Genomic DNA, 25106 nt, shown 5'->3' on the forward strand with positions numbered 1-25106 from the left:
CTCCTCGATCCGCTACTGCTGGGCCGGGCTGGTCTGCAGGCCGTCGACGAGCCACTCGCCGTCCACGCGCTGCATGGTCAGCGTCGCCTGGTCCTTGAAGACGACCGGCTCCTCGGTGGCCTTGTTGGTGGTCGGACGGTCGACGAAGAGCAGGATGTCCCAGCGGTCCTCGTCCTCGCCGGAGCGCACCACGGCGGAGGCCACCACGTCCACGTCGACCACCGTCCGGGTGCGGGGGGCGTTCTCCTCGATGACCGAGAAGAGGCCGTCGTACTTCTCCTGGTAGTCCGGCGTCATCAGCTCCTCGGCCTCGGCGCGGTCCTGCTCCAGGGTCTCGAAGTCGTAGGACAGCAGGGGGACGACCGCCCGCTCGGCCGCGCTCCGGGCCTCGCTCGCGGCCTCCTCGGCAGCGTCCTCCGAGGGCTGCGTCCACAGGTAGGCCGTGACGCCCAGCGCCACCGCCGCCGCGACCGCGAGGACGGCCAGCAGCCAGGTCGGCACGCCCCGCCCGGTGGGGGCAGGCGTGGGCGTCGGCGCCCCCCCGGCGCCCCGGGGCGCGACCTGCTCGGCCTCGTCGGGCTGCTCCTGCTCCTCCGCCGCGTCGTGCTGCGCGGCGAGCTCGGCGTCGTGGGCCGCCCGGCGCTCGGGGTCCAGCAGCACCTCCGCGGCCTGGTTGTAGAGCCGGAACCGGCGGTCGGCGGGGGTCAGGTCGGCGATCGCGGCGCGCCAGGCGTCGCGGATCTCCTCGCCGGAGGCGGACTGGTCGACGTCGAGGACGTCGTACCAGTTCGGTCCGGCGTAGCCGGTCTCGTCGGGGCTCACTGCTCGCCTCCGCTCACGGGGGTGAAGTCGTCGACCAGCCACTCGCCGTCGATGCGGTTCAGCGTGACCTCCATGCGGAACGGCACCGGGTCCTGCGGCTGCATCTCGCCCTGCCGGTCGGGGTAGGACTCGGTGAAGGTGCCGGCCACGAGCACCGTGGCCGAGTCGGAGTCGAGGGTGGCGGCGCCTGCGGAGAACACCTCGGCGGTCCGGGACACGCCCGCCTGGGCGACCAGCTGCTCGACCGCCACCACCTGGCGGTCGAAGGACGGCCGGAAGTTGGGCGTGATCACCTCGGAGACCAGCTCGCGGTACTCCGGGAGCTCGCCCTCCTCGAGCTGCTCGGGGTCGTAGGTGCCGAGCCGCAGCATGAACTGGCGGGCCTGGCTCATCACGGCGTCGCGCTCGGACTGCACCTCGGAGGCGCCACCGTCGATGCCGACGGCCTCGGCGCCCCGCGTGGTCACGAGCCAGGCGCTCACGCCGACACAGGCGACGAGCACCACGACCAGCACCACGAGCAGGGCGCGCCGGAGCCTGGTGTCCCGGCGGGTCTGGTCGTGGGGGTCGCTGCTCGTCACTCCTGCGTCGCTGCCAGGGGCTGGAGGAACAGCCACTTCCACGACTCCTCTCCAAGGGTGCTGGGGGCCAACGTACCGGGCGTGGACTGCCCGCTGGGAACCTTGCCACCCCAGCGCAGCCGGCCCGTGGTCGGGTCGTAGGTCGCGGCCACGCGGGAGGCCGGCGAGTGCTGCGAGCCGCGCGCGTTGCTCTGCGTCGCCGGCTCGAGGCAGCGCGCGCCCTCGTTCATCGGCAGGTCGGCGCGCTCCTGCGGGGGCCGGGTGTTCGTGCTCTCGTAGCCGCGCCGGCACACCGGGGGTGAGGACTGCGTGATCAGCCCGAAGTGGGCGTCGTACCTGCCCGTGTCGGGGGACTTCGACACCACGGTGAAGCCGCCCTCGACGACGTACGGGTAGATCACCAGCACCTGCTCGATGCCGTCGAGGTGCTGGACCACGACCTCACCGGTGGTCACCAGGTTGTTGATCAGCTCGCCGAGCTGGACCTCGTTGTCCTCGATGAAGGTGCGCAGCTCGTTGGCGGCCACCGACCCGCTGTCGATCACGCCGCGCAGGTCGCCGTCCGACGCGGCGAGCGTGTCGGAGAACAGCGCCAGGTCGCGGGCGAAGGTGCGGATCGCGGTCTCGGAGTCGACCTGACCCTGCAGGACCACGTTGCTGTCGCGGATCAGCGCCGTCGTGACGTCGAAGTTCTCGTTGGCGTCCTCGATGAACGCGTTGCCGGTGTCGATGATCTGGCCGAGGTCATCGCCGGTGCCGGCGAACGCGGCGCCGAGCTCCTTGACGGTGGTCCGCAGCGCGTCCTTGTCGACCGACTCGACCGTGTTGGACAGGTTCGTGAGCAGCGTCTGGGTCTGGATCGGGGTGCGGGTGTTCTCGACCGCGATCTCCGACTCGTCCCCGAGGTAGGGCTTCTCGTCGCTCTGCGGCTGCAGCTCGACGTACTGCTCCCCGACCGCGGACCGGTTGCCGACCAGGGCGATGGCGTCGGCGGGGATCGAGTCGAAGGAGTCCTCGATGCCGAGGTGCACGTCGACGCCTGACCCGGTCAGCTCGAGCTGCTCCACCTGGCCGATCTTGACGCCGCGGTAGGTCACCTCTCCCCCGGCGAAGATGCCACCGGACTCCGCGAAGTGGGCGACGACCGTGTACGTGTCGTCGCGGACCAGCTGGTCGAGCCGGGCGTAGCGGGCCCCGACGTAGCTCACGCCGAGCAGCGTGATGACCACGAAGACCAGCAGCTGCACCTTCGTACGACGCGTGATCACCGGACCACCATCCCCGGCACGAGCAGCGACACCAGGTCGGGGTCGTAGACCTCCATCAGCTCACCCATCGTCGGGCCCTGCGAACCGCCGTCACCGGCGCCTCCGAAGGCCGGGCGGGGCAGGCCCCCGCCGATGATGTCGTCGAGGATGCCCCCGCCCCCGCCACCGCCGGCACCGCCGCCGCCACCGCCGCCGCCGCCGCCGGGGAGCAGGTCACCCAGGTTGGGCAGGGCCTGCAGCTCGCGGCAGACGTCCTTGTCGCGGTTCCTGCGCTTGGCGCACTCCTCCTGGAGGTTCAGCAGCTGCTGCGGCCGGCGCAGGACCTTGCGACAGGGCCGGCTCGACAGGTCGCCCGAGCGCAGGCAGCGGGTCACCAGGTCCAGGGTCTGACCGGGATCGAGGATGTCGGGCGGGTCCAGCGGCGGGACCACGCCACCGCCGCCGTCACCGCCGCCCTGCACGTCGACGTCGAGGGTGACCGACAGGTTGGTGTAGTCGCCCATGTGGAGGTTGCGCGCGACCTGGGGGTCCCGCCCGACGACCTCGTCGACGAACGGGTAGGTGAGGAAGACGTTGAACGCCTTGACGAAGGAGTCGCCGGAGTCCGCGAACTTGGTCAGCACCGGGACCAGCTGGCGTACGGACTCGATCGTGGAGTCCTTGGACGCCCGGATCACCCGGACGCCGACGTCGCCGAGGCGGTTGACGGCCTGCAGCATCCGCACCAGGTCGCCACGCTGCCGGTCGATCGTCCGCAGCGCGCTGGGCAGCTCCTCGAGAGCGGCGTCGATGGTCCCGATCTGGTCGCTCACCGAGATCGAGAGCCGGTTGAGACCCTCGATGGCACGGACGATGTCGGCCTTGCCCTCGTCGAGCTGGCCCATCAGCTCCTCGACCTGGCGGAACACCGACTTCGCGCTGTCCTCGCGCCCCTCGAGAGCCAGGTTGAGCTCGCTGGAGATCGTCTTGAGCTGTGCGACGCCACCGCCGTTGAGGAGCAGGCTCAACGCCCCCAGGACCTCCTCGACCTCGGGGTTGCGGCCGGTGTCGGCGAGCTCGATGACGTCGCCGGTCCCGAGCTCACCGCTGGCACCGGTCTGGGGCGGGCTGAGCGAGACGAACTTCTCGCCCAGGAGGCTGGTCTGCCGGATCTCGGCGACGGTGTTGTCGGGCAGGTCGGTGTCGCGCGGCAGCTCCATGGTGACCACGGCGGTCTCGCCGCGCAGCATGATGTCGGTGATCTTGCCGACGCTCACGTCGTTGACCTTGACCGTCGACTGCGGGACCAGGTCGAGCACGTCGACGAACTCCGCGGTGATGGTGATCGGGTCGTCACCGGTGTCGGTGCCGCCCGGCAGCGGCAGCTCGTTGACGCTCAGGCTGCAGCTGCTGAGGACGACGGCACCGGTCACGGTGGCGGCGAGGGCCGAGGCCCAGCGAGGGAAGCCGGTCATCGTCCCACCTCCACGAGTCCGCCGAGGCTCTGGTCGAAGCGGTCCTGCCAGGCGGGGTTCGGGCCCTGTCCGAGGGGTACGCGGCTCGGCTCGGGCAGTGCCTCCTGGATCAGGTCGCAGGCCTCACCGGAGGTGTCGGCCTGGCTGACGAAGCCGCACAGGAACGTCGCCGGGTCGGCGGCGATCTGCCCGGGCGTCTGCTCGAGGTTGGAGCGGGTGTCGAGCGTGCCCGCCTGCGGGTTGTAGGTCAGGGCCAGGTTGTTGAGGGCGACCGGGGCCGCGGACAGGATCTCGTCGAGCGCGTCGCGTTGCTTGACCAGGACCTTGGAGACCCGGTTGAGGCCCTCGATGTTGCGACCGAGGATCGCGCGGTTGTCACGCACGAAGGTCGAGACCTCCCCCAGCGCGGTCGAGAGGTTGCGCAGCGAGGCCGCCAGCTCCTCCTTCTCGCCCTCCAGCACGGTGGACACGTCGGCGATCGACTGGTTGAAGTCGCGGACGGTCTGGTCGTTCTCGGCGAGGGTGCTGATGAAGCCCTGCAGCGCCCGGGCCGACCCGAAGAACTCCTCCCGGTTGTCGCTCAGCGTCTGGCTGAAGTCGGAGAAGTCGCGGATGGTCTGGTTGAACTGCTCGCCCTCGCCCCCGAAGTTCTCGGCCGTGACCTCGAGCAGGTCCGACAGCGCGCCGTTGCGGTTGGCACCGGTCGGGCCGAGCGCGACGTTGAGCTCGTCGAGGTTCTCGTAGATCTCGTCGAGCTCGAGCGGTACGGCGGTCTGCTCGGTCTGCATGGTGGCGCCGTCGGGGAGCACCTCACCGCCGTCGTAGGCCGGGGTCAGCTGGACGTAGCGGTCGCCGACGATGGACGGCGAGACGATGACGGCCTGCGCGTCCGCGGGCACCTTCACCTCGGGGTCGTAGGAGATGGTCACCACCACGTCGGTGCCGGAGGGGGTCACCGAGTCGACGGTGCCGACGGGCACGCCGAGCACCCGGACGTCACTGCCCTCGTAGAGGGAGATGGTGCGCGGGAAGTGGGCGGTCAGGGTCCGGCGCTCCTCGTTGCCGAACATGACGACGGCAGCGGCGGCGAGCAGCGCCAGGACGACGCCGGGGACGATCAGTCGCTTCACCACGTCCTCACCTCCCCACCTGCGGCACGGGCGGCATGTTCTGGATGTAGGTGTCGAACCACGGGCCGGTGCCCAGCGTGTTGGCGAACACGCGGTAGAACGGCGCCATCAGTCGCAGGCTGTTGTCGATGTTGTCCTCGTTCTTGTTGAGCACCCGGACCACGTTCTCGAGGTGGGTCAGGGCCGGCTTCAGGTCCTCGCGGCTCTGCCGCACCAGGGTCGTCAGCTCCCGCGAGAGCGTCGACGTCGACACCAGCAGGTCGTGGATCGCCTCCCGCCGCCTCACCAGCGCCCGGAAGAGCACGTCGGCGTCCCGCATCAGCGCGATGATGTCCTCGTCGCGCTCGTCGAGCACCGTGGACACCTTCTCGAGGTTCTGCAGGAGCGTGTTGATCTGCTCGTTCTTGTCCGCCACGTTCGCCGAGAGGGCGGAGACGCCGTCGAGGGCGGCCCGGAACTCCTCGGGCGTGTTGCGGGTCAGGTCCGCCAGCGTCGTCATCGACTCGGCCAGCTGGTCGGTGTCGATGTCCGCCGAGGTCTCGGCGAGACCCTCGAAGGCCTCCACCACGTCGTACGGGGAGCTGGTCCGCTCGACGGGGATCTCCGACCCCTCGTTCATCTGGCCGTCGCCCGCGGGCTGCAGCGCGAGGAACATCGCCCCGAGCAGCGTCTTGACCTTGATCGCGGCGGCGGACTCCTGGCCGAAGTCCACGTCGTCCTCGACCCGGAAGCGGACCCGGACGTGGTCACCGGCCAGGGCGACCTCCTCGACCTTGCCCACCCGGACGCCGGCGACCCGGACCTCGTCGTTGGCCTTGAGGCCACCGGCCTCGCTGAAGCTCGCGTAGTAGACGTCGCCACCGCCGATGACCGGCAGCGAGGACGCCTTGAAGGAGACGAGGATCAACCCGGCGATGACGGCGAGGCTGATCGCCCCGACCACCACCGGGTTGCGCTCGCGGAACGGCACGCTCATGTCCGGGGTCCCCTCGGAGTCGTGCGCGGAGGGAGCGCAGCGAGTGGAAAGTGCGACTTCGTGGGGTGGTTCATCCGAGATCACACCTGTCTGCCACCTTGGTTCCGGGGAGGGGGTACCTGACGCCGAGGTTCTGGCCACCCGGCAGCCGGACGTTGCCCTTGAACTCGCAGAGGTAGAAGTTGAACCACGAGCCGTAGATCGCCGTCCGGCCCACCTTGGTCAGCTTGATCGGCAGCACCTGCAGCGCCCGGTCGAGCTCGGCCCGGTTGCGGTCCACGTTGCCCGCGAAGCGGCGCAGCTGCTCGATGTCCTCGACGAAGGGCTTGCGGATGCCCGAGACCAGGTCGGCGGTCTCGACGGAGAGGTCGGAGATCTGCTCGAGCGAGCCGAGGATGGCCTGCCGGTCGTCCTTGAGGCCGCCGACCAGGGTGCGGAACGAGTTGATCAGCTCGGTGAGCTCCTGGTCTCGGTTGCCGATCTGGACGAGCACGGTGTTGAGGTTGTCGATCAGGTCCGAGATGACCTCGTCACGGTCGGCGAGGGTCTGGGTGACCGAGGCCGTGCTCTGGAGCAGCCCCTCGAGAGTGCCACCCTCGCCCTGGAAGACCCGGATGACCTCGTAGGAGAGCTGGTTGAGCTCCTCGGGAGAGAGCGCCTCGAAGAGCGGCTTGAAGCCGTTGAACAGCACCGTCAGGTCCAGGGCCGGCGAGGTCTGGCCGACCGGGATGGTGGCGTCCTCGTCGAGCCGGGCGGTGTCCCCGATGGTCTCGCTGAGGGAGATGTAGCGCTGGCCGACGAGGTTGCGGTAGCGGATCGAGGCGTTGGTGGCCTCGCTCAGCGGGGTGTCCTCGTCGACCTTGAACGACACCATCGCGCGGGTGCGGTCGACGATCTCGACCCCGGTCACCACGCCCACCTTCACGCCGGCGATGCGAACGTCGTCGCCCTCGACGACGCCCGTCGCGTCGACGAACTCGGCGCGGTAGTCCTTGGTACTGCCGAAGGAGATGTTGCCGATCGTCACGACCAGCATCGAGGTGGCCAGGGTCGTCACCACGATGAAGATCAGCAGCTTGACCAGGTCGCCCGTGGTCTTCTTGTCGAGGAGGCTCACCGGAGACTCACCTCCGCACCCCGCGCCATCGGGCCGACCAGCAGCACCCCGAGGTCGGGGACGTCGTCGGCGGTGACGCCGAGGCCGGGGGCGAGCAACGACTTGAGCATCTGCTCCTCGGCCGTCGAGCCCTCGAAGCCCGCGCCGCTGCCCCACGAGGGGGCGACCCGGCTGGTTCCCTTGCCGGTCGGCTCGTCGACGCCGTCGTCGAAGTCCGGCTGGGTCCGCACGGGGTTCTCCTGGTCGAACGGCGGGTTCGGCAGGTGCAGGCAGGTCGGCCCTCGCGTGTCGCCGAAGCGGGGGGTGTCCGAGGCGTTGTAGCCGCGGGGCTGGTTGGGCAGCGTCTCGAGCACGATGTGGAGCGTGAAGCCGCGGAAGGCCTCGGCCTGCCGGACGCCGGCGTTGACGATGCCCTCGAGGAGGCAGGGGTACTCGGGCGCGTACCTCGCGAGGAGCCGCAGCTGCTGCGCGCTCACGTCACCGAGGCGGATCAGGTTGTCGCCGTTGGTGTCGAGGAAGTCGCGCGAGGTCGAGGCGAAGGCAGCCACGTCGGTGTAGAGCGCGCGGACCTTGGCGTCACGGTCCTCGAGCGTGCCGGTGGTCGTGATCGTGTTGCGCAGGATCCGGGCGATCTGGGGCATCACGTCGGCGTAGGTGTCGGACACCTGGGCGGTCAGCCGGAGGTCGTCGATGATCTGCGGGACCTGCGGGTTGAGCCGCTTGAGGTAGGCGTCGAGGGTCTCGAGGTTCTCCCCGAGCCGCTCGCCCCGCCCCTCGAGCGCGGTGGCGATCGCGTTGAGCGTCATGTTGAGCTCGGCCGGCTGCACCGTCCGCAGCAGCGGGTAGAGGTCGGAGAGCACCTTCTCGACCTCGATCGAGACGTCGGTGCGCTCGATGGTCTGCCCGACCTCGAGCGGCGCGTCGCCGGTCTGGCTCCCCTCGGGGATCTCGAGCGAGACGTACTTCTCGCCGAAGAGCGTCTTGGGGACGATCGAGCCGGTGACGTCGGCAGGGATGGTGTCGATCTCGCCGGGGTAGAGGCCGAGCGTGAGCACGGCGCCCTCGGCGTCGGACTCGAACTCGAGCACCTCGCCGACGATCACACCACGCACCTTGACGTCGGCGCGCTGCGGGAGCTGCAGGCCGATCTTGCTGGTCTGCAGGCTCACCTCGTCGTAGTCGGCGAACTTCTTGCTGAAGATGGCGTACGTCAGCCACACGCCCAGCAGCAGCAGGCACAGGAAGATGACGCCCAGGGCCTTGTGGGCAGCCAGGATCCTCATCGGCGCCTCACCCCGCCAGCCGTACGGTCGTGGTGGTGCCCCAGATCGCCATCGACAGGAACAGGTCGATCACGTTGACCGCCACGATGCTGGTCCGCACCGCGCGGCCCACGGCCACACCGACCCCCGCCGGACCGCCCGAGGCGTTGTAGCCGTGGTAGCAGTGGATGAGGATCACGGTCACCGCGAAGACGAGCACCTTGCCGAAGGACCACAGCACGTCTCCCGGGGGTAGGAACTGGTTGAAGTAGTGGTCGTAGGTCCCTGGTGACTGCCCGAAGAACTGGGTGACCGTCAGCCGGGTCGCGAAGTACGACGACAGCAGGCCCACCACGTAGAGCGGGATGATCGCGATCAGCCCGCCGATGATGCGGGTCGTCACCAGGAACGGCAGCGAGGGGATCGCCATCACCTCGAGGGCGTCGACCTCCTCGGAGATCCGCATCGCGCCGAGCTGGGCCGTGAAGCCGCAGCCGACCGTGGCCGCCAGGGCGATGCCGGCCACCAGGGGGGCGATCTCGCGGGTGTTGAAGTAGGCCGACACGAAGCCGGAGAAGGCGGCCGTGCCGAGCTGGTTGAGGGCGGCGTACCCCTGCAGGCCGACGTTGGTGCCGGTGAAGAAGCACAGCATCGTGATCACGCCGGTCGTGCCGCCGATGACCGCGAGCGAGCCCGACCCGAGCGTCACCTCGGCGAGGACCCGCAGGATCTCCTTCTTGTAGCGACGGATGGTCCGCGGGGTCCACGCGAGGGCGCGGATGTAGAACGACAGCTCCTCGCCGAGGCTGTCGAGCGTCTTGAGCGGCCTGCCGACGACCGCGCGCACACTGGCCACGGGTCAACCTGTCTTCGGGGGGACGAGCTGGAAGTAGATGGCGCTCATGACGACGTTCACGACGAAGAGCAGCAGGAAGGTGATGACCACCGACTCGTTGACCGCGTCGCCCACGCCCTTGGGTCCGCCGGCGGCGTTCATGCCCTTGTAGGAGGCGACGATCGCGGCGATCAGCCCGAAGATGACCGCCTTGATCATCCCCTGCCAGAGATCTGCCAGCTGTGCGAGCGCGGTGAAGCTCGCCAGGTAGGCGCCTGGGGTGCCGTCCTGCAGGATCACGTTGAAGACGTAGCCGCCCGCGACGCCCACGACGCTCACCAGCCCGTTGAGGAAGACCGCCACCAGCATCGCGGCCAGCACCCGCGGTACGACGAGGCGCTGGATCGGGTCGATCCCCAGCACCATCATGGCGTCGAGCTCCTCGCGGATCTTGCGCGAACCGAGGTCGGCGGCGATGGCCGAGCCGCCCGCTCCGGCGATGAGCAGCGCCGTCGCGATCGGTCCGGCCTCGCGGATCACGGCGAGCACGGCGGCGGATCCGGTGAACGACTGCGCACCGAACTGCTTGATCAGGCCACCGACCTGCAGCGCGATCACGGCGCCGAACGGGATCGCCACCAGGGCGGTCGGGATGATCGTCACGGAGGCGATGAACCAGGCCTGCTGGAGGAACTCCCGCAGCTGGAACGGGCGCCGGAAGAGGTTGCGTCCGACGTCGAGACCGAAGGCGAAGAGCTTGCCCGCGGTCCCGATCGGCCGCAGCGCCCGGGAGCTGGTCAGGGTCGACACCTCAGCCGCCCGTCGCCATCGTCATGTTCTCGTCGAAGGACCCCGGGGGCGGGGTCACGCCGTTCTCGCGGCACCACGAGCCGGGCTCGCGCTGGCTGCGCCGCTTGATGCCGTTGGAGGGGTCGAGCTGCATCGGGATCGGCGGCAGCGGCGGGAGGTCCTGGTCCTTCTCGGCCTCGAGCTCGTCGGCGTCCTTCTCCTCCGACATCCCGATCGGGCCGACCTTCTGGGCGTTGAGGAACTGCCGGACGACCGGCTCCTCGGAGGAGAGCAGCATCTCGCGCGGCCCGAACATCGCGAGGTGCTTGTGGTAGAGCAGCCCGATGTTGTCCGGGACGGTCCGGGCGGTGTTGATGTCGTGGGTCACGATGAGGAACGTCGCGTCGATCTGCGCGTTGAGGTCGACGATCAGCTGGTTGAGGAACGCCGTCCGCACGGGGTCAAGGCCTGAGTCCGGCTCGTCGAAGAGCACGATCTCGGGGTCCAGGACCAGGGCCCGGGCCAGGCCGGCCCGCTTGCGCATGCCCCCCGAGATCTCGCCGGGCAGCTTGTCCTCGGCGCCGATCAGACCGACCAGGTCCATCTTCTCCATGACGACGTCACGGACCTCGCTCTCCGACTTCTTGGTGTGCTCGCGGAGCGGGAAGGCGACGTTGTCGTAGAGGTTCATCGAGCCGAACATCGCGCCGTCCTGGAACAGCACGCCGAAGAGCTTGCGGATCTCGTAGAGGTCCTTCTCGGAGCAGGTCGCGATGTCGGTGCCCTCGATGACGATCGAGCCCTTGTCGGGCTTGAGCAGCCCGATCAGGGTCTTGAGGAAGACCGACTTGCCGGTGCCGGAGGGGCCGAGCATGACGCAGATCTCGCCGGCAGGGATCGTCAGGGTCACGTCACCCCAGATCAGCTGCTTGCCGAACGACTTGGTCAGGTCGTCCACCTGGATCTCGACACCCATGCCTGGCGCTCCCTCCTCTGCCTCGAGCCCGTGCGTGGTGAGAGGGGGACGCGCAACGACACGTCGGTGGCGCCCCACTCGCCAGTAACAACGGGACCTGACGGGCGAGGTTACGCAACATTTCGGTTCTCGTCACCGCGCCGACACGGGCCGCGGCCATCCTGACCGGAATTCGTTCCGGTGAACACCCGTACCGCCGGCCGAGACCACATCGTGACCGTGCCCGGATACGCGTACGGGGCGGGCACCAGGTGGTGCCCGCCCCGTACGGCGGAGTGCTGGGTCCCCGCGGGGACTCAGCGCGAGGTCACTTGAGGGTGACGGTGGCGCCGGCGCCCTCGAGGGACTCCTTGGCCTTCTCGGCGGCCTCCTTGGTGGCGTTCTCGAGGATCGTCTTGGGGGCGGACTCGACGAGGTCCTTGGCCTCCTTCAGGCCGAGGGACGTGAGCGCGCGCACCTCCTTGATGACGTTGATCTTCTTGTCGCCGGCGGCCTCGAGGACGACCTCGAACTCGTCCTTCTCCTCGGCAGCGGCAGCGCCCGCGTCGCCGCCGGCAGCGGCAGCGCCCGGGGCGGCAACGGCGACCGGAGCGGCGGCGGTGACGCCGAAGGTCTCCTCGAACTGCTTCACGAACTCGCTCAGCTCAATGAGGGTCATCTCCTTGAACGCGTCGAGCAGCTCGTCGGTGGTGAGCTTCGCCATGAGGGCGTTTCCTTCCGTAGTGCGGTCCACCTGCTGGCGGTGGACCTGGTGTGCTGGTTTCAGGTGGTGTGCGTCGGCCTGGGGTCAGGCGTCGGCAGGCTGGTCGTCGCCAGCCTCGGTCCCGGCAGCCTCGTCGGCGGCCGACTCCTCGGCAGCGTCAGCGACCGGCCCAGTGCTTGAATCCTGGGGGGCACCACCTGCGAGGATCGTGGGGTCGCTCTCGGCCTTGGCCTGCAGGGCGCCGGCGAGCCGGGCAGCCTGCGAGATCGGGGCGTTGAGCAGGTAGACGGCCTGGCTGAGCGACGCGAGCATCGCGCCGGCCAGCTTGCCCATGAGCACCTCACGCGACTCGAGGTCAGCGAGCTTGCTGATCTCGGCGGCGTCGAGGGGCTTGCCGTCCAGGACGCCACCCTTGATCACGAGGGTGGGGTTCGCCTTGGCAAAGTCACGCAGGCCCTTGGCCGCCTCGACCACGTCGCCGTTGATGAAGGCGATGGCGGTCGGACCGGTCAGCAGGTCCTCGAAGCCGTCGATCCCCGCCTCGGAGGCGGCGATCTTGGCCAGCGTGTTCTTGACCACGGCGTAGCTGGCGTTCTCACCGAGGGAGCGCCGCAGTTCCTGCAGCTGCTTCACGGTGAGACCGCGGTACTCGGTCAGCACGGCACCCGAGGACTCGTTGAAGGACTCAACGATCTCCGAGACGGCCGCTTGCTTGTCTGCCCGCGCCATGGGTCTCCTTCCGGACTGGTGAGACCGACCGGGCCCGGAAAGGACGAACGCCCCGAGCACAGGCTCAGGGCGTGGACGGATCCGTGTGAGGGATCCTGCTCTGTCACCTGCGCTGGCCGTCCGCTCTGCGGAACCTTCGATCTGCTCGCTCGTCGCGGGCCGATCACCGGCGGTCTCTGGTTGCTGCGCGCCACTCTACGGGGCGTCGGGAGCTGCCACCAAATCGATGCCCCGGACGTGCGACAGGGCGGCGACCACGGAGGTCACCGCCCTGCGCGAGGCACCAGGAGTCACTCCGTGACGGCTGCGTCCTCGACCGCGACGTTCTTCACGCGGTTGGGGTCGACCGGGACACCGGGGCCCATGGTCGTCGACAGGGTGACCTTCTTGATGTAGCGGCCCTTGGAGCTGGCCGGCTTGAGCCGCAGCACCTCCTCGAGGGCAGCGGCGTAGTTCTCGGCCAGCTGGACCTCGCCGAAGGACGCCTTGCCGATGATGAAGTGCAGGTTGGCGTGGCGGTCGACCCGGAACTCGATCTTGCCGCCCTTGATGTCCGTGACGGCCTTGGCCGGGTCGGGCGTGACGGTGCCGGTCTTCGGGTTCGGCATCAGGCCCCGCGGGCCCAGGACGCGGCCGAGGCGGCCGACCTTGCCCATCATGTCAGGCGTCGCGACGACGGCGTCGAAGTCGAGCCAGCCGCCGGCGACCTTCTCGATCAGCTCGTCGCCACCCACGACGTCGGCGCCGGCCTCACGGGCGGACTCGGCCTTGTCGCCGTTGGCGAACACCAGGACCTTGGCGGTCTTGCCGGTGCCGTGGGGCAGGTTCACGGTGCCGCGGACCATCTGGTCGGCCTTGCGGGGGTCGACCCCGAGGCGCATCACGACGTCGACGGTCTCGTCGAACTTCTTCTTCGAGCCGCCCTTGGCGATCTTGATGGCGGTCAGCGGCGCGTAGAGCTCGTCCTGCGAGATCTGCTCGGCCGCCGCGCGGTAGGTCTTGCTGCGCTGCATGGTGGATTCCGTTTCTACGAAAGTGTGGTCGGCGGACCAGCGCGGCCCTGCCACAGGTGGTGTCGCGGCGCGTGGGCGCCCCGACGTCCGGGGATGGTCAGTCGGTGGTGACGCCCATGGAGCGGGCGGTGCCCTCGACGATCTTCATCGCGGCCTCGATGTCGTTGGCATTGAGGTCGGGGAGCTTGGTCTGGGCGATCTCGCGCACCTGGTCCTTGGTCAGCTTGCCGACCTTCTCCTTGTGCGGGACGCCCGAGCCCTTCTGCAGGCCCGCGGCCTTCTTGATCAGCTCGGCGGCCGGCGGGGTCTTGGTGATGAACGTGAACGACCGGTCCTCGTAGATGGTGATCTCCACGGGGATGACGTTGCCGCGCATCGACTCGGTCTGCGCGTTGTAGGCCTTGCAGAAGTCCATGATGTTCACGCCGTGGGGACCGAGAGCGGTACCCACCGGCGGAGCCGGAGTTGCTGCGCCAGCCTGCAGCTGCACCTTGACCAGTGCAGCGACCTTCTTCTTGGGAGGCATTGCCTGTCCTGTCCTTCGTGTTGTGCGTCGTGGTCATGCGGGCCGGACCGGCCCTGCCACCTGGGTTGTTGCGCTTCAGACCTTCTGGATCTGGCTGAAGCTCAGCTCGACCGGGGTCTCCCGGCCGAAGATCTCGACGAGGGCCTTGACCCTCTGGGTGTCCGCGTTGATCTCGGTGATCGTGGCGTGCAGCGTGGCGAACGGGCCGTCGACCACCATGACCGAGTCCGAGACGTCGAAGTCGGCGACCTCGACCGGACGCTTGGCGGGCTGGGCGCCGCCGGAGCCGGACGCGGCCTCGCCGCCGGCGGGGGTCGCCTCGGCCTCGGGGGCAGCGAACGTCGGCGCGAGCCAGTTCTCGACCTCGGCCATGCTCAGCGGGACCGGCTGGTGGGCGTGGCCCACGAAGCCCGTGACCGACGGCGTGTGGCGGACCGCGGCCCACGACTCGTCGGTGAGGTCCATCCGGACCAGGACGTAGCCGGCGAAGCGGGTCCGGTTGACCATCTTGCGCTGGCCGTTCTTGATCTCCGCGACGTCCTCGGTGGGGACCACGACCTCGTGGATGTAGTCCTCCATGTTGAGGGAGTTGATGCGGTTCTCGAGGTTCGACTTCACCCGCTTCTCCATGCCGGAGTACGTGTGGACCACGTACCAGTCGCCGGGCTTGGAGAGCAGGTCGCGGCGGAACGCCTCGAGCGGGTCGTCGTCGTCGGCAGGCGCGTCGGCGTCGCTCGTCGCCTCGTCGGCGTCGTCAGCGGGCGCGGCCTCGTCGGCGGGAGCGGCCTCGTCGGCGGTCTCCTCGGTCTCGACGGTCCCGGCGTCCTCGACGATGGGGTCGCCCTCGGCGACCATCTCCGAGGCAGGGGTGCCCTCGGTGACCTCGTCGAGGTGGTCCTGGTCGTACTGCTCCGACACGTGCTGCTCCGTCACTTCGCTCATCTCGTCGTCCGGCTGCTGTCCGGACCTCAGGGGTTGGGGCTCGTGGCCCCCGTCACTAGGCCTCGCCGCGGGTGAAGATCTCGAACACGAGCTTGCCGAAGCCCAGGTCGAGGAGCGCCACCATCGTCATGAAGAAGGCCACGAACACCAGCACCACGATGAAGTAGGTGACCAGCTGCTCCTGCGTCGGCCAGACGACCTTCCGGAGCTCGGCGACCACCTGTCGGTAGAACGTCACCGGGCTGGTGCGCTGCTCGGTGCCGTCGCGGCGATCCGCTCGGCTGTCCGTCATCGCAGTCCCTTCCTGTTCCGCATCGTCGTGCGATCTTCGTGTGTGACCCGTAGGTCCTCGCAGGGCACGAGGGACTTGAACCCCCAACCTTCGGTTTTGGAGACCGATGCTCTGCCAGTTGAGCTAGTGCCCTCCATCGGGACCCCGCCCGGCACGCCGGGACCACCCTGTGGAGGGCAGGCCGAAGCATGGGGAGAGATCACCGTTGGTGAACTCTACCCGGCGCTGCGAGTCCGAGTCGAACCGGCGCCGCGCGGGGCCGGGTGCCCCGCTGCCGCGGGGATGCGACGATGGGCCCGTGCCTGAGTCGACCCCACGTCCCCGCCCGCTGACCGACCTCGGCCCCGAGGAGCTGACCGCCTTCCGGCAGGAGCAGCAGACGGCGTACGACGCCCTGCGCGGGCGCGGCCTGTCCCTGGACCTCACCCGGGGCAAGCCCTCCTCCGCACAGCTCGACCTGTCCGAGCGGCTGCTCTCGCTGCCCGACGGCACCCGCGACGCCCACGGGGTGGACGTCCGCAACTACGGCGGCCTCGAGGGGATCCGCGAGCTCCGCGAGATGTTCGCCGACCTGCTCGGGGTCGAGCCCGCGCAGCTCGTGGCCGGCGGCAGCTCCAGCCTGGTGATGATGCGCGAGGTGCTCACCGACCTCTGGCTCAAGGGCGCCGTCGACGGGGTGCGGCCGTGGTCGGAGGAGGAGAAGGTCACCTTCATCTGCCCGGTGCCGGGCTACGACCGTCACTTCACGCTGCTGAGCTGGTTCGGCATCGACACCGTGACGGTGCCGATGGACGAGCACGGACCCGACGTCGAGGCGGTCGCCGCCCTGGCCGCGGCGGACCCCAGCATCAAGGGGATGTGGGTGGTGCCGACGTACGCGAACCCGACCGGCTCGGTGGTCACCCAGGAGGTCGCCGCCCGGCTGGCGACGATGGAGACCGCGGCGCCGGACTTCAAGATCTTCTGGGACAACGCCTACGCCCTGCACCACCTGACCGAGGACGAGGCCAAGACCGCCGACGTGCTGTCGCTGGCGGCTGCGGCGGGGCACCCGCACCGGCCGATCATGTTCGCCTCCACCTCCAAGATCACCTTCGCCGGCGCGGGCGTCGCCTTCCTGGGCGGCTCGGTCGAGAACGTCGCCTGGTACGTCGGCCACCTCGGCAAGGGCTCGATCGGCCCGGACAAGGTCAACCAGCTGCGTCACGCACAGTTCTTCGGCTCCCCGGAGGGCGTCCGCGACCACATGCGCCAGCACCGCGCGATCATCGCGCCGAAGTTCGCCGCGGTCGACGAGGTGCTGACCTCGCGGCTGGAGGGCCTCGGCGTCGCCACCTGGACCCGACCCAGCGGCGGCTACTTCGTCAGCCTCGACGTCCTCGACGGCACCGCGGGCCGCGTCGTCGAGCTCGCCCGCGAGGCCGGGGTCGCCCTCACCCCCGCCGGCGCCTCCTTCCCCGGCGGCCACGACCCCGACGACCGCAACATCCGTCTGGCCCCCACGTTCCCGGAGCTCCCCGAGGTCCGCGAGGCCATGGACGCCGTCGCCACCTGCGTCGCCCTCGCCGCCGCCGAGAAGCTCTCCCACTGATCCGGTACGCGACCAGTCCGGGGCAGTCCCCAGCCATGCGAGCGCGCAGCGCGAGGGATGCAGGTGCGCCCCGGCGAAAGGTGACCATGACGAGCGCGAAGCGCGAGGGATGCAGGTGAGCACCCGTTGACCTCGACCATGCGAGCGCGCAGCGCGAGGGATGCAGGTGCGCCCCGGCGAAAGGTGACCATGACGAGCGCGAAGCGCGAGGGATGCAGGTGAGCACCCGTTGACCTCGACCATGCGAGCGCGCAGCGCGAGGGATGCAGGTGCGCCCCGGCGAAAGGTGACCATGACGAGCGCGAAGCGCGAGGGATGCAGGTGAGCACCCGTTGACCTCGACCATGCGAGCGCGCAGCGCGAGGGATGCAGGTGCGCCCCGGCGAAAGGTGACCATGACGAGCGCGCAGCGCGAGGGATGCAGGTGAGCACCCGTTGACCTCGACCATGCGAGCGCGCAGCGCGAGGGATGCAGGTGCGCCCCGGCGAAGGTCGCTCGCGACCTTGCCGAAAGCGCATCTGCATCTGCACTTCACAGGCTCCATGCGCCACACCACGCTGCTCGAGCTGGCCGAGCGCGACGGGATCCACCTGCCGGACTCCCTGGTCGGCGAGTGGCCGCCGGAGCTGTCGGCCGCCGACGAGAAGGGCTGGTTCCGCTTCCAACGCCTCTACGACGTGGCCCGGTCGGTGCTGCGGACCGAGGAGGACGTACGCCGACTGGTGCGCGAGGCGGCCGAGGACGACGCCCGTGACGGCGGTCGGTGGCTGGAGATCCAGGTCGACCCGTCCGGCTACGCCGCCCGGTTCGGCGGGATCACCGCCTTCACCGACCTCGTGCTCGATGCGGTCGCCAGCACCTCCCGCGACACCGGGCTGGGCATCGCCCTGGTGGTGGCCGCCAACCGGACGCGGCACCCGCTCGACGCCCGGACCCTCGCGCGCCTCGCCGGCCAGTACGCCGGTCGCGGCGTCGTCGGGTTCGGGCTCTCCAACGACGAGCGTCGGGGCTCGACGCCCGACTTCGGCCCCGCGTTCGCGATCGCCGAGCGAGCGGGGCTGCTGCTGGTCCCCCACGGCGGCGAGCTCCGCGGGCCGGGACACGTCCGGGTCTGCCTCGACACGCTCCGCCCCGGTCGGCTCGGCCACGGCGTCCGCTCCGCCGAGGACCCCGGGCTGCTGGAGGAGATCGTCGAGCGGGGCATCGCGCTCGAGGTGTGCCCGGTGTCCAACGTGGCCCTCGGCGTCTACTCCGACCTCACCTCCGTGCCGCTGCCGGAGCTGCTGGCCGCCGGGGCGACCGTGGCCCTCGGCGCCGACGACCCGCTGCTCTTCGGCTCCCGCCTGGCTGGCCAGTACGCCACGATGCGGGCCGCGCACGAGCTCACCGACGAGCAGCTGGCCGAGCTGGCGCGGATGTCGTTCCGGGCCTCCCGCGCCCCCTCGGACCTGGTGGCGAAGGCCCTCGCCGACGTGGACGCCTGGCTGGCCGCCCCCGCCTGATTTTGCCGTACCAGCAACAGGAGTTGCCCCGCGGCTCCGGGTCCCGCAGGCTGGGTCCATGACGCACGAGCACACCCACACGACCGTCCACGACGACCCGACGACGTTCTGGGAGGAGCGGTACGCCGGGCGTACCGGCATCTGGTCGGGCGACCCCAACCGGGCGCTGGTCGACGAGGCCGCCGACCTCCCGCCCGGGCGCGCCCTGGACCTCGGCTGCGGCGAGGGCGGCGACGCGGTGTGGCTCGCCGGCCGCGGCTGGACGGTGACCGGGGTCGACCTCTCCCCCACCGCCCTGGCCCGGGCGGCCGCCGCGGCCCGCGACGCCGGGGTGGCCGACCGGCTTCGCTGCGAGGTCGCGGACCTCGCCGACGCCTCGACCTGGCCCGACGAGGCCCCCTACGACCTGGTGACCGCCTGCTTCCTCCAGACCCCGCTGGAGTTCCCGCGCGTCGAGGTCCTGCGACGCGCGGCGGAGCGGACCGCGCCCGGTGGCCGCCTGGTCGTCGTCGCGCACGCCGCGCCGCCGCCGTGGTCGGACGTCCCGCCGGAGCGGCACGACGAGTTCCACCCCGCCGAGCGCGAGCTCGCCGACCTCGCGCTCGGTGAGGAGTGGGTCGTCGAGGTCGCCGAGGACCGCGAGCGGGAGGTGACCCGCCCCGACGGCGAGGCGGGGGTTCTGCTCGACAGCGTGGTCGTCGCGCGGCGCCGCTGACCCCGCGCCCCGCGGGTCAGGTCAGGGGATGACGGTCTCGGCCCGGCGCCGCCGCAGCCCCAGCATGTAGGGAAGGCCGGTGCCGGCGACCTGGGCCGTCCTGCCGAGGCGCGCCCAGAGGGTCGGCTCGGGCAGCGGCTCCTCCGAGGAGTCGAGGTCCCCCACGTCGACGAAGTAGGCGCGGACCTCCCCGATCCCGTCGAGCTCGTGGGTGATCTCCTGCACCGCCTCGGGCAGGGCGGCCTCACCCGTCCGGTAGAGGTCCTCCGAGAGCAGCACGTACTCGGGGACGTGGACGGGGTTCTTCAGCAGCCGGTGGACGAGGATCACGTCGATCCCGACGAGCTTGCGGCGCTGCCGGATGGTCTGCGTCGCGACCTCGCCGACGTGCGCGACGAACTTGAGCTTCAGGTTGTCCGCCTGCGCGCAGCCGTTGCAGGGGCACAGGTTGGTCGCGACGTACTTGCGCTCGACGTGGAAGGCCCGGTGCATCGCGGCGGCCGCGCGGACGACCTCGGCGACAGCCGCCTCGGCCTCCAGGCCGTCGGCGCGGCGGGAGAGGAACGCCGCGTCGCCCTCGATCTCGATCAGGTCGAAGCCGCCCGCGGCGTCGACCACCCTGTCGAGCAGGCGCGCGGTGTTGACCTCGGCGTGCGCGAGGCTCATCCGGTGCGTGCTCATGTACTCGGTGTAGCCCCCGATGTCAGCGATGAGCAGGAGCGCGCGACCAGACGTCATGCGCCACGGTCCCACCTGCACCCCCGCCCCTCAAGGTGCGTCGGATGCTGGTCCGTACGGGTCCCGGGGCGAGTAGCGGTCGAGCATCATGTCCACGACCACCCCGGCCTCGCGCGCACTCGGCGTGTAGCCGGTGACCACGGGGAGGAACCGTTCGGAGCGCAGGGACTGCAGCCGGAGGTCGGTGCGGGCCCGCACCGACGCGGTCCGTCGCGTACGCCGCAGCAGCGCGATCTCGCCGAAACCCTCTCCCGGGCCGAGCGTCGCCACCACGACGCCGTCGCCGACGACGTCGGCCCCACCCGCCTCGACCACGTAGTAGCGGTCGCCCACGTCGCCCTGGCTGAAGACCAGCTCCCCAGCCGGCACCGCGAGGGGCTCGAGGCCACGGGCGAGCTGCTCGACCGCAGGCAGCGGCAGGGTCCGCAGCATCGGCACCCGTTGCAGCAGCCCCACCTCGAGGTCCTGGACGCCCAGCGACCGGTCGAGCTGCCGCAGCCTCCCCCAGGAGGCCACGGCGAGGACCGGGCACACCAGGCCGAGGGCGACCAGGGCCGTCCGGGTGCCGTACAGCTCGACCAGCAGCGACGCGGCCACGGCACCGAGGCCGATGAACACGGCGACCAGGCTCTCCAGGAGTCCGAAGACCCGGGCCAGCACCTCGTCGGGCGCCATCCGGCCGAGCAGGGTGAAGCCGCTGACGTCGATGAGCGCGTTGCCGACACCCACGAAGGCCAGCAGGGCCAGCGCGGCAGCCGGGTACGGGAAGACCCCGATCATCGCGACCGGCAGGCCCCAGAGGGCGACTCCGGCGGCGAACCAGGCGCCCAACCGTCGGGTGCCCACGAGCAGCGAGGCCCCGAGCGACCCCAGCACGGCCCCCACCCCGACCGCGGTCATCAGGGTGCCGACCCCGGACTCGCCGGTCCCGAGCAGCTCGATGGCGACCACGACGGAGAGCACGGTCAGCGCACCCCGGGTCAGCGACTGGGCGGCGGCGAGGCCGAGGATCAGGGCGACGCCGCGGTGCCGGGCGACCGCACGCAGCCCCTCGACCGCCTCGCGGCCCAGGTGCGGCTTCGGGGCTGCGGGGCGCGGCGGGGCGTCGTACCTCAACCGCAGCAGCAGCGCGGCAGCCCACAGCGACGCGGCCGCGGCGACCGCGAACACCACGGCCACGTTGGTGAACCGGAGCAGCACCGCCGCCAGCAGCGGTCCCACCAGGGTGGCGGCGGAGTCCAGCAGCCCGCGGACCACGTTGGCGCTGGCCAGCTCGTGACCGGTGCGGCACAGCGACGGGAGCAGCGCGGAGTGCGCCGGGCGGAAGAGGGTGGCCGCGATCGTCGACAGCACCGCGAGGGCGTAGACGATCGCCGCCGGGCCGGCGACCGCGGCGACCACCGCCGCGGCGGCGGTGGCCACGCCGCGGAGGGTGGAGACCAGGACCAGCACCCGCTCCCGGCGGCCCCGGTCGGCGATCGGGGAGAGGAGCGGCGCACAGATCGCGGAGGGCACCATCCGGAGCAGCCCGACCAGCCCGACCGCGGTCGCGCCGCCGTCGCGGTAGGCGACGATGCCGAGCGCCACGGTGAAGGCCCACTCCGCCGTCCAGGCGCCGAGGAAGGCCAGCTGCGCGCGTCGGAGGTTCGGGTTGCGGGCGTTGCTGGTGAACGCCGCCGCGGCGTCGCCGAGCCTGCCCCGGGCCCCCGTCCCCACCCCCATCCGGGGATCGTAGCCCTCGGCGGGCCCGCCGGGCTCAGAGCCGACAGCCCACCAGGACGGGCTCGTTGACCAGCCGGATGCCGTACGCCGACTCCACGCCGGCCCGAATCTCGCGAGCCAGCCCGATCAGGTCGGCGGTGGTGGCCCGGCCACGGTTGGTGAGCGCGAGCGTGTGCTTGGTGGACAGGGACGCGGGCGCGCCACGGTCGAGGCCGTACCCCTTGCCGAAGCCGGCGTGCTCGATCAGCCACGCAGCGCTGGTCTTGACCCGGCCGTCGGGCTGCTCCCAGGCCGGCGCCCCCTCGGGCACGCGCGAGCGGTCGACGAAGGGGTTGGTGAAGAACGAGCCGGCGCTCCACGTGTCGTGGTCCTCGGCGTCGAGCACCATCCCCTTGCCGGCCCGCAGACCCAGCACCGCGTCGCGGACGTCGGCCAGCGGCGCACGTTCCCCCTGCTCGACCCCCAGGGTCCGCGCGAGCTCGGCGTAGGCGACGGGGGCGCCGAGGGTGCCCTGCTTGAGCAGGAAGGTGACCCCCAGCACGACGTGCCGGCCGGGCTCCTCCTTGAAGCGGCTGGTGCGGTAGCCGAAGCCGCAGTCGGCGGCGGCGAAGGTGCGCTGGGTGCGGTCGGCGCGGTCCCAGGTGCGGACCGACGCGATCGACTGGGCGACCTCCTGGCCGTAGGCTCCGACGTTCTGGATGGGGGTCGCCCCGACCGAGCCGGGGATGCCGGAGAGCGACTCGACGCCGACCCAGCCGCTCCCGACGGCCCGGGCCACGAATCCGTCCCAGCCCTCGCCCGCGGCCACGGTGACGGTCACGGCCCCCAGGCAGGCCAGGTCGTCGGGGTCGTCGCGGTCGGCCTCGACGCCGGCGGTGGCCACCTCGACGACCGTGCCGTCGAAGCCCTCGTCGGCGACGACGAGGTTGCTGCCCCCGCCGAGGACGAGGACGGGTTCGCCCGTCTCGTCGGCGGTCCGCACGGCCTCGACCAGCTCGGCGTCCGTGGTGGCGGTGACCCAGTGGCGCGCCGGTCCGCCCAGGCGCAGCGTCGTACGGTCCCGCAGCTCAGGCACGGACCACGGCCTTCGGCATGCCGAGCACCTTCTGGCCGTCGCAGGTGACCTCGAGGGCCAGCGTGGTCAGCCCGTCGTCGACCGACTTCACGGTGCCGGCGACGGTCACGGTCACGGCACCGTCGGCCGGTACGACGACCGGGTTGGTGAACTTGCAGCCGAGGTCGACCACCTCGGCGCCCCCGGTCCAGGTCGCGACCGCGCGGGCCGCGAGCGCGAGGGTGTACATGCCGTGGGCGATCACGCCCGGGAGGCCGACGGAGGTCGCGACCGACTCGTCCTGGTGGATGGGGTTCTGGTCGCCGCTGGCCGCGGCGTAGCGGACCAGGTCGGCCCGGGTGACGTCGTAGGTCTGCGTCTCGAGGACGTCACCGGGGTTCATGCGTCGGCTCCCTTGTGGACGAGGGTGGCGCGGGTCGTGCAGACCAGGGTGCCGTCGGCGTCGGTGATCTCGCTCGCGGTGCCGATGATGTCGGCGCCCCCGATCTGGCGCAGGCTCGCCACGGTCAGGGTGGCGGTGAGGACGTCGCCGGGGACGACCGGACGGCTGTAGGAGAACTTCTGCTCGCCGTGCACGATGCGGAACAGGTCGACCTGCTCGGCCTCGAGGAAGGCGTTCATCGCGTCGAACGCCAGCACGATCGGGTACGTCGCGGGTGCCGGGCCGCCGTCGTAGTCACCTCCGACCGACTCGGCGAAGGCCCGGACGTGCTCCTCGGTGACAGCGCGCGACGGGGTGGGCGGGAAGGAGCGTCCCACGAGGGACTGGTCGATCGGCATGTGCCCAAAATAGACGTCGACCCGTCCGGGGGCCGGACGGGTCGCTGTCGGAGACCCGCTCAGCGGGTCTCGTGCTGCCGGAGACCGCGTCAGCGGGTCTCCTTGTGGGTGGTGTGGGTGCGGCAACGGGGGCAGAACTTCGCCAGCTCGATCCGGTCGGGATCGTTGCGGCGGTTCTTCTTGGTGATGTAGTTGCGCTCCTTGCACTCCTGGCAGGCAAGCGTGATCTTGGGGCGAACGTCGGAGCTCTTGCTGGCCACGGGAAGTCCTTCGCGTTGATGCTGTGTCGTACTGCTCGGTCTGAGTAGCGGGGGCGGGACTCGAACCCGCGACACCACGATTATGAGCCGTGTGCTCTAACCACCTGAGCTACCCCGCCACAGGGACGTGGTGTCCGACCTCCGTGAGGAGGGCCAGAACCCGACCCAGAGCCCCTTTACGGAATCGAACCGTAGACCTTCTCCTTACCATGGAGACGCTCTGCCGACTGAGCTAAAGGGGCAACGACGGAGAACACTACAGGTGCTCTCCCGCCATCAGGAAATCGGGCAGGCCACCTCGTCGGACGCGCTGCTCCACGGTCCCACGACCCCCCTGGCACCGCCGCCGGACGGGCCAGCAGAAGTCCGTGCAACCGAGCCCGCTCCCCCCGCGAAGAAGGGGCAGGAGCCACCGCCCGGTGGCCGCCGTGCCCGGCACGGATCCTGCACCAGGAGGAGTGGAGCGATGAAGACACAGATCCTGCGAGCGGTGGCCGCGGGAGCACTCGCCACCGGCACCCTGACCCTGGGCGGCACGGCCGCACAGGCCCAGGCCGGCACGTCCGACGTGTCCGTCCTGCACGCCGTGCCCGGCGTCACGGTCGACGTCTACGCCAACGGTGACGAGCTCCTCACGGACTTCGAGCCCGGCACCCTCACCGACCCGACCCCCCTGCCCGAGGGGGAGTACGACCTCAAGGTGACCGAGGCCGGCGCCGGACCCGACGGCGACGCGCTGATCGAGGCGAACGGCGTGGCCGTCCCCGCCGGCGCGAACATCACCGTGGTCGCCCACCTCCAGGAGAACGGCGACCCGACGCTGACGCCGTTCGTCAACGACACCGCACCCATCGCAGCGGGGCAGGCCCGCATCACCGTGCGCCACACCGCCGCGGCACCCGCGGTCGACGTACGCGCCAACGAGGAGCCGGTCTTCACCGGCCTGACCAACCCCAACGAGGACGCCGCTGACCTTCCTGCCGGCACCATCTCGGCCGACGTGGTGCTCGCGGGCACCTCCGACGTGGCGATCGGCCCCGCCGACCTCGACCTCGCCGAGGGCGTCAGCACCATCGTCTACGCGTGGGGCAGTGCCGAGGACGGCAACCTCGACCTCGCGGTGCAGACGATCGACGGCCTCCACTCGGCACCGGGCGGCGTTCCCGGCGGCACCGGCGGCCAGGCGGCGACGACCGCTGGCGACGACGTGTGGCTGTGGGCCGGTGCGGGCATGCTGCTCGCCGGAGCCCTCGCCCTGGTCATGGTCGGGCGACCCGCCACGAGCCGGCTCGACTGAGAGGACGCGG

At 70.8% G+C, this 25106-nt stretch carries 27 protein-coding genes and 3 tRNA genes; 4 read left to right on the forward strand and 26 right to left on the reverse strand.

Annotated features, from left to right (window positions below; genetic code table 11):
• Positions 1 to 12 precede the first annotated feature (12 nt).
• From EXE57_RS09080 to EXE57_RS09165, 18 genes are all read right to left on the reverse strand, one after another.
• Positions 13 to 822, reverse strand: coding sequence for a J domain-containing protein (locus EXE57_RS09080; protein ID WP_135076659.1), 810 nt, complete (start codon positions 820 to 822; stop codon positions 13 to 15).
• Positions 819 to 1403: a hypothetical protein gene (locus tag EXE57_RS09085; protein WP_135076662.1), complete on the reverse strand. Its 585-nt coding sequence runs from the start codon at positions 1401 to 1403 to the stop codon at positions 819 to 821. The genes EXE57_RS09080 and EXE57_RS09085 overlap by 4 nt, the downstream gene beginning before the upstream one ends.
• The gene (locus tag EXE57_RS09090) at positions 1400 to 2671 is read right to left on the reverse strand and encodes an MCE family protein (RefSeq protein ID WP_135076665.1); all 1272 of its coding nucleotides are present in this window, start codon (positions 2669 to 2671) and stop codon (positions 1400 to 1402) included. Before EXE57_RS09090 ends, EXE57_RS09085 begins: the two co-directional genes overlap by 4 nt.
• Entirely contained in the window at positions 2668 to 4125 is a 1458-nt protein-coding gene (locus EXE57_RS09095; RefSeq protein ID WP_135076668.1) for an MCE family protein, read from the reverse strand. Before EXE57_RS09095 ends, EXE57_RS09090 begins: the two co-directional genes overlap by 4 nt.
• Entirely contained in the window at positions 4122 to 5258 is a 1137-nt protein-coding gene (locus EXE57_RS09100; protein ID WP_244247053.1) for an MCE family protein, read from the reverse strand. The genes EXE57_RS09095 and EXE57_RS09100 overlap by 4 nt, the downstream gene beginning before the upstream one ends.
• 4 nt (positions 5259 to 5262) lie before the next feature.
• Complete coding sequence (locus tag EXE57_RS09105) at positions 5263 to 6231, reverse strand: MCE family protein (protein WP_135076671.1); 969 nt, start codon at positions 6229 to 6231, stop codon at positions 5263 to 5265.
• Between the two features lie 70 nt (positions 6232 to 6301).
• A complete protein-coding gene (locus EXE57_RS09110) occupies positions 6302 to 7348 on the reverse strand; it encodes an MCE family protein (RefSeq protein ID WP_135076674.1) in 1047 nt (348 codons plus the stop codon).
• Positions 7345 to 8631: an MCE family protein gene (locus tag EXE57_RS09115; RefSeq protein ID WP_135076677.1), complete on the reverse strand. Its 1287-nt coding sequence runs from the start codon at positions 8629 to 8631 to the stop codon at positions 7345 to 7347. Before EXE57_RS09115 ends, EXE57_RS09110 begins: the two co-directional genes overlap by 4 nt.
• Positions 8632 to 8638: 7 nt before the next feature.
• Positions 8639 to 9466: an MlaE family ABC transporter permease gene (locus tag EXE57_RS09120; RefSeq protein ID WP_135076680.1), complete on the reverse strand. Its 828-nt coding sequence runs from the start codon at positions 9464 to 9466 to the stop codon at positions 8639 to 8641.
• Positions 9467 to 9469: 3 nt separating this feature from the next.
• Positions 9470 to 10255 (reverse strand): MlaE family ABC transporter permease, encoded by a 786-nt coding sequence (locus EXE57_RS09125; protein WP_135076683.1) that lies wholly within the window; start codon positions 10253 to 10255, stop codon positions 9470 to 9472.
• A gap of 1 nt (position 10256) precedes the next feature.
• Positions 10257 to 11210, reverse strand: a complete 954-nt coding sequence (locus EXE57_RS09130) for an ABC transporter ATP-binding protein (RefSeq protein WP_135076686.1) — start codon at positions 11208 to 11210, stop codon at positions 10257 to 10259.
• 307 nt (positions 11211 to 11517) lie between these two features.
• The gene (gene rplL, locus EXE57_RS09135) at positions 11518 to 11913 is read right to left on the reverse strand and encodes a 50S ribosomal protein L7/L12 (protein WP_135076689.1); all 396 of its coding nucleotides are present in this window, start codon (positions 11911 to 11913) and stop codon (positions 11518 to 11520) included.
• Between the two features lie 84 nt (positions 11914 to 11997).
• On the reverse strand, positions 11998 to 12642 hold the full coding sequence (gene rplJ, locus EXE57_RS09140; protein WP_135076692.1) for a 50S ribosomal protein L10: 645 nt from the start codon (positions 12640 to 12642) through the stop codon (positions 11998 to 12000).
• Positions 12643 to 12932: 290 nt separating this feature from the next.
• Complete coding sequence (rplA, locus tag EXE57_RS09145; protein WP_135076695.1) at positions 12933 to 13655, reverse strand: 50S ribosomal protein L1; 723 nt, start codon at positions 13653 to 13655, stop codon at positions 12933 to 12935.
• Between the two features lie 97 nt (positions 13656 to 13752).
• Entirely contained in the window at positions 13753 to 14181 is a 429-nt protein-coding gene (rplK, locus tag EXE57_RS09150) for a 50S ribosomal protein L11 (RefSeq protein ID WP_135076697.1), read from the reverse strand.
• Between the two features lie 75 nt (positions 14182 to 14256).
• Complete coding sequence (gene nusG / locus EXE57_RS09155; RefSeq protein WP_135076699.1) at positions 14257 to 15123, reverse strand: transcription termination/antitermination protein NusG; 867 nt, start codon at positions 15121 to 15123, stop codon at positions 14257 to 14259.
• A gap of 55 nt (positions 15124 to 15178) precedes the next feature.
• Positions 15179 to 15415 (reverse strand): preprotein translocase subunit SecE, encoded by a 237-nt coding sequence (gene secE, locus EXE57_RS09160; RefSeq protein WP_135076701.1) that lies wholly within the window; start codon positions 15413 to 15415, stop codon positions 15179 to 15181.
• 60 nt (positions 15416 to 15475) lie between these two features.
• Positions 15476 to 15548 (reverse strand) — tRNA-Trp (locus EXE57_RS09165).
• Positions 15549 to 15713: 165 nt separating this feature from the next.
• Here EXE57_RS09165 and EXE57_RS09170 point away from each other — a divergent pair.
• The 3 genes from EXE57_RS09170 to EXE57_RS09180 all read left to right on the forward strand — a co-directional run bounded on the left by EXE57_RS09170 (position 15714) and on the right by EXE57_RS09180 (position 19224).
• Positions 15714 to 17006 (forward strand): aspartate aminotransferase type Ic, encoded by a 1293-nt coding sequence (locus EXE57_RS09170; RefSeq protein ID WP_135076703.1) that lies wholly within the window; start codon positions 15714 to 15716, stop codon positions 17004 to 17006.
• A gap of 543 nt (positions 17007 to 17549) precedes the next feature.
• A complete protein-coding gene (locus EXE57_RS09175) occupies positions 17550 to 18509 on the forward strand; it encodes an adenosine deaminase (RefSeq protein WP_244247054.1) in 960 nt (319 codons plus the stop codon).
• Positions 18510 to 18567: 58 nt separating this feature from the next.
• Entirely contained in the window at positions 18568 to 19224 is a 657-nt protein-coding gene (locus EXE57_RS09180) for a class I SAM-dependent methyltransferase (protein ID WP_135076707.1), read from the forward strand.
• Positions 19225 to 19245: 21 nt separating this feature from the next.
• Here EXE57_RS09180 and EXE57_RS09185 read toward each other — a convergent pair whose 3' ends face one another.
• From EXE57_RS09185 to EXE57_RS09220, 8 genes are all read right to left on the reverse strand, one after another.
• Positions 19246 to 19962, reverse strand: a complete 717-nt coding sequence (locus EXE57_RS09185; RefSeq protein ID WP_135076709.1) for a DUF2652 domain-containing protein — start codon at positions 19960 to 19962, stop codon at positions 19246 to 19248.
• Positions 19963 to 19992: 30 nt separating this feature from the next.
• A complete protein-coding gene (locus EXE57_RS09190; protein ID WP_135076711.1) occupies positions 19993 to 21684 on the reverse strand; it encodes an MFS transporter in 1692 nt (563 codons plus the stop codon).
• A 34-nt stretch (positions 21685 to 21718) separates the two neighbouring features.
• Positions 21719 to 22759: a UDP-N-acetylmuramate dehydrogenase gene (locus tag EXE57_RS09195; protein WP_135076713.1), complete on the reverse strand. Its 1041-nt coding sequence runs from the start codon at positions 22757 to 22759 to the stop codon at positions 21719 to 21721.
• A complete protein-coding gene (locus tag EXE57_RS09200) occupies positions 22752 to 23141 on the reverse strand; it encodes a MaoC/PaaZ C-terminal domain-containing protein (RefSeq protein ID WP_135076715.1) in 390 nt (129 codons plus the stop codon). Before EXE57_RS09200 ends, EXE57_RS09195 begins: the two co-directional genes overlap by 8 nt.
• Positions 23138 to 23539 (reverse strand): FAS1-like dehydratase domain-containing protein, encoded by a 402-nt coding sequence (locus tag EXE57_RS09205; protein ID WP_135076718.1) that lies wholly within the window; start codon positions 23537 to 23539, stop codon positions 23138 to 23140. The genes EXE57_RS09200 and EXE57_RS09205 overlap by 4 nt, the downstream gene beginning before the upstream one ends.
• An 89-nt stretch (positions 23540 to 23628) precedes the next feature.
• Positions 23629 to 23799: a 50S ribosomal protein L33 gene (rpmG, locus tag EXE57_RS09210; protein ID WP_135076721.1), complete on the reverse strand. Its 171-nt coding sequence runs from the start codon at positions 23797 to 23799 to the stop codon at positions 23629 to 23631.
• A gap of 45 nt (positions 23800 to 23844) precedes the next feature.
• Positions 23845 to 23918: transfer RNA gene (locus tag EXE57_RS09215), tRNA-Met, on the reverse strand.
• Between the two features lie 50 nt (positions 23919 to 23968).
• Positions 23969 to 24041 (reverse strand) — tRNA-Thr (locus tag EXE57_RS09220).
• Between the two features lie 224 nt (positions 24042 to 24265).
• On the opposite strand from EXE57_RS09220, the gene EXE57_RS09225 reads away from it, so the two are divergent.
• The gene (locus EXE57_RS09225; RefSeq protein WP_135076724.1) at positions 24266 to 25096 is read left to right on the forward strand and encodes a DUF4397 domain-containing protein; all 831 of its coding nucleotides are present in this window, start codon (positions 24266 to 24268) and stop codon (positions 25094 to 25096) included.
• Positions 25097 to 25106 lie beyond the last annotated feature (10 nt).

Source organism: Nocardioides euryhalodurans (assembly GCF_004564375.1).
GTDB lineage: Bacteria > Actinomycetota > Actinomycetes > Propionibacteriales > Nocardioidaceae > Nocardioides > Nocardioides euryhalodurans.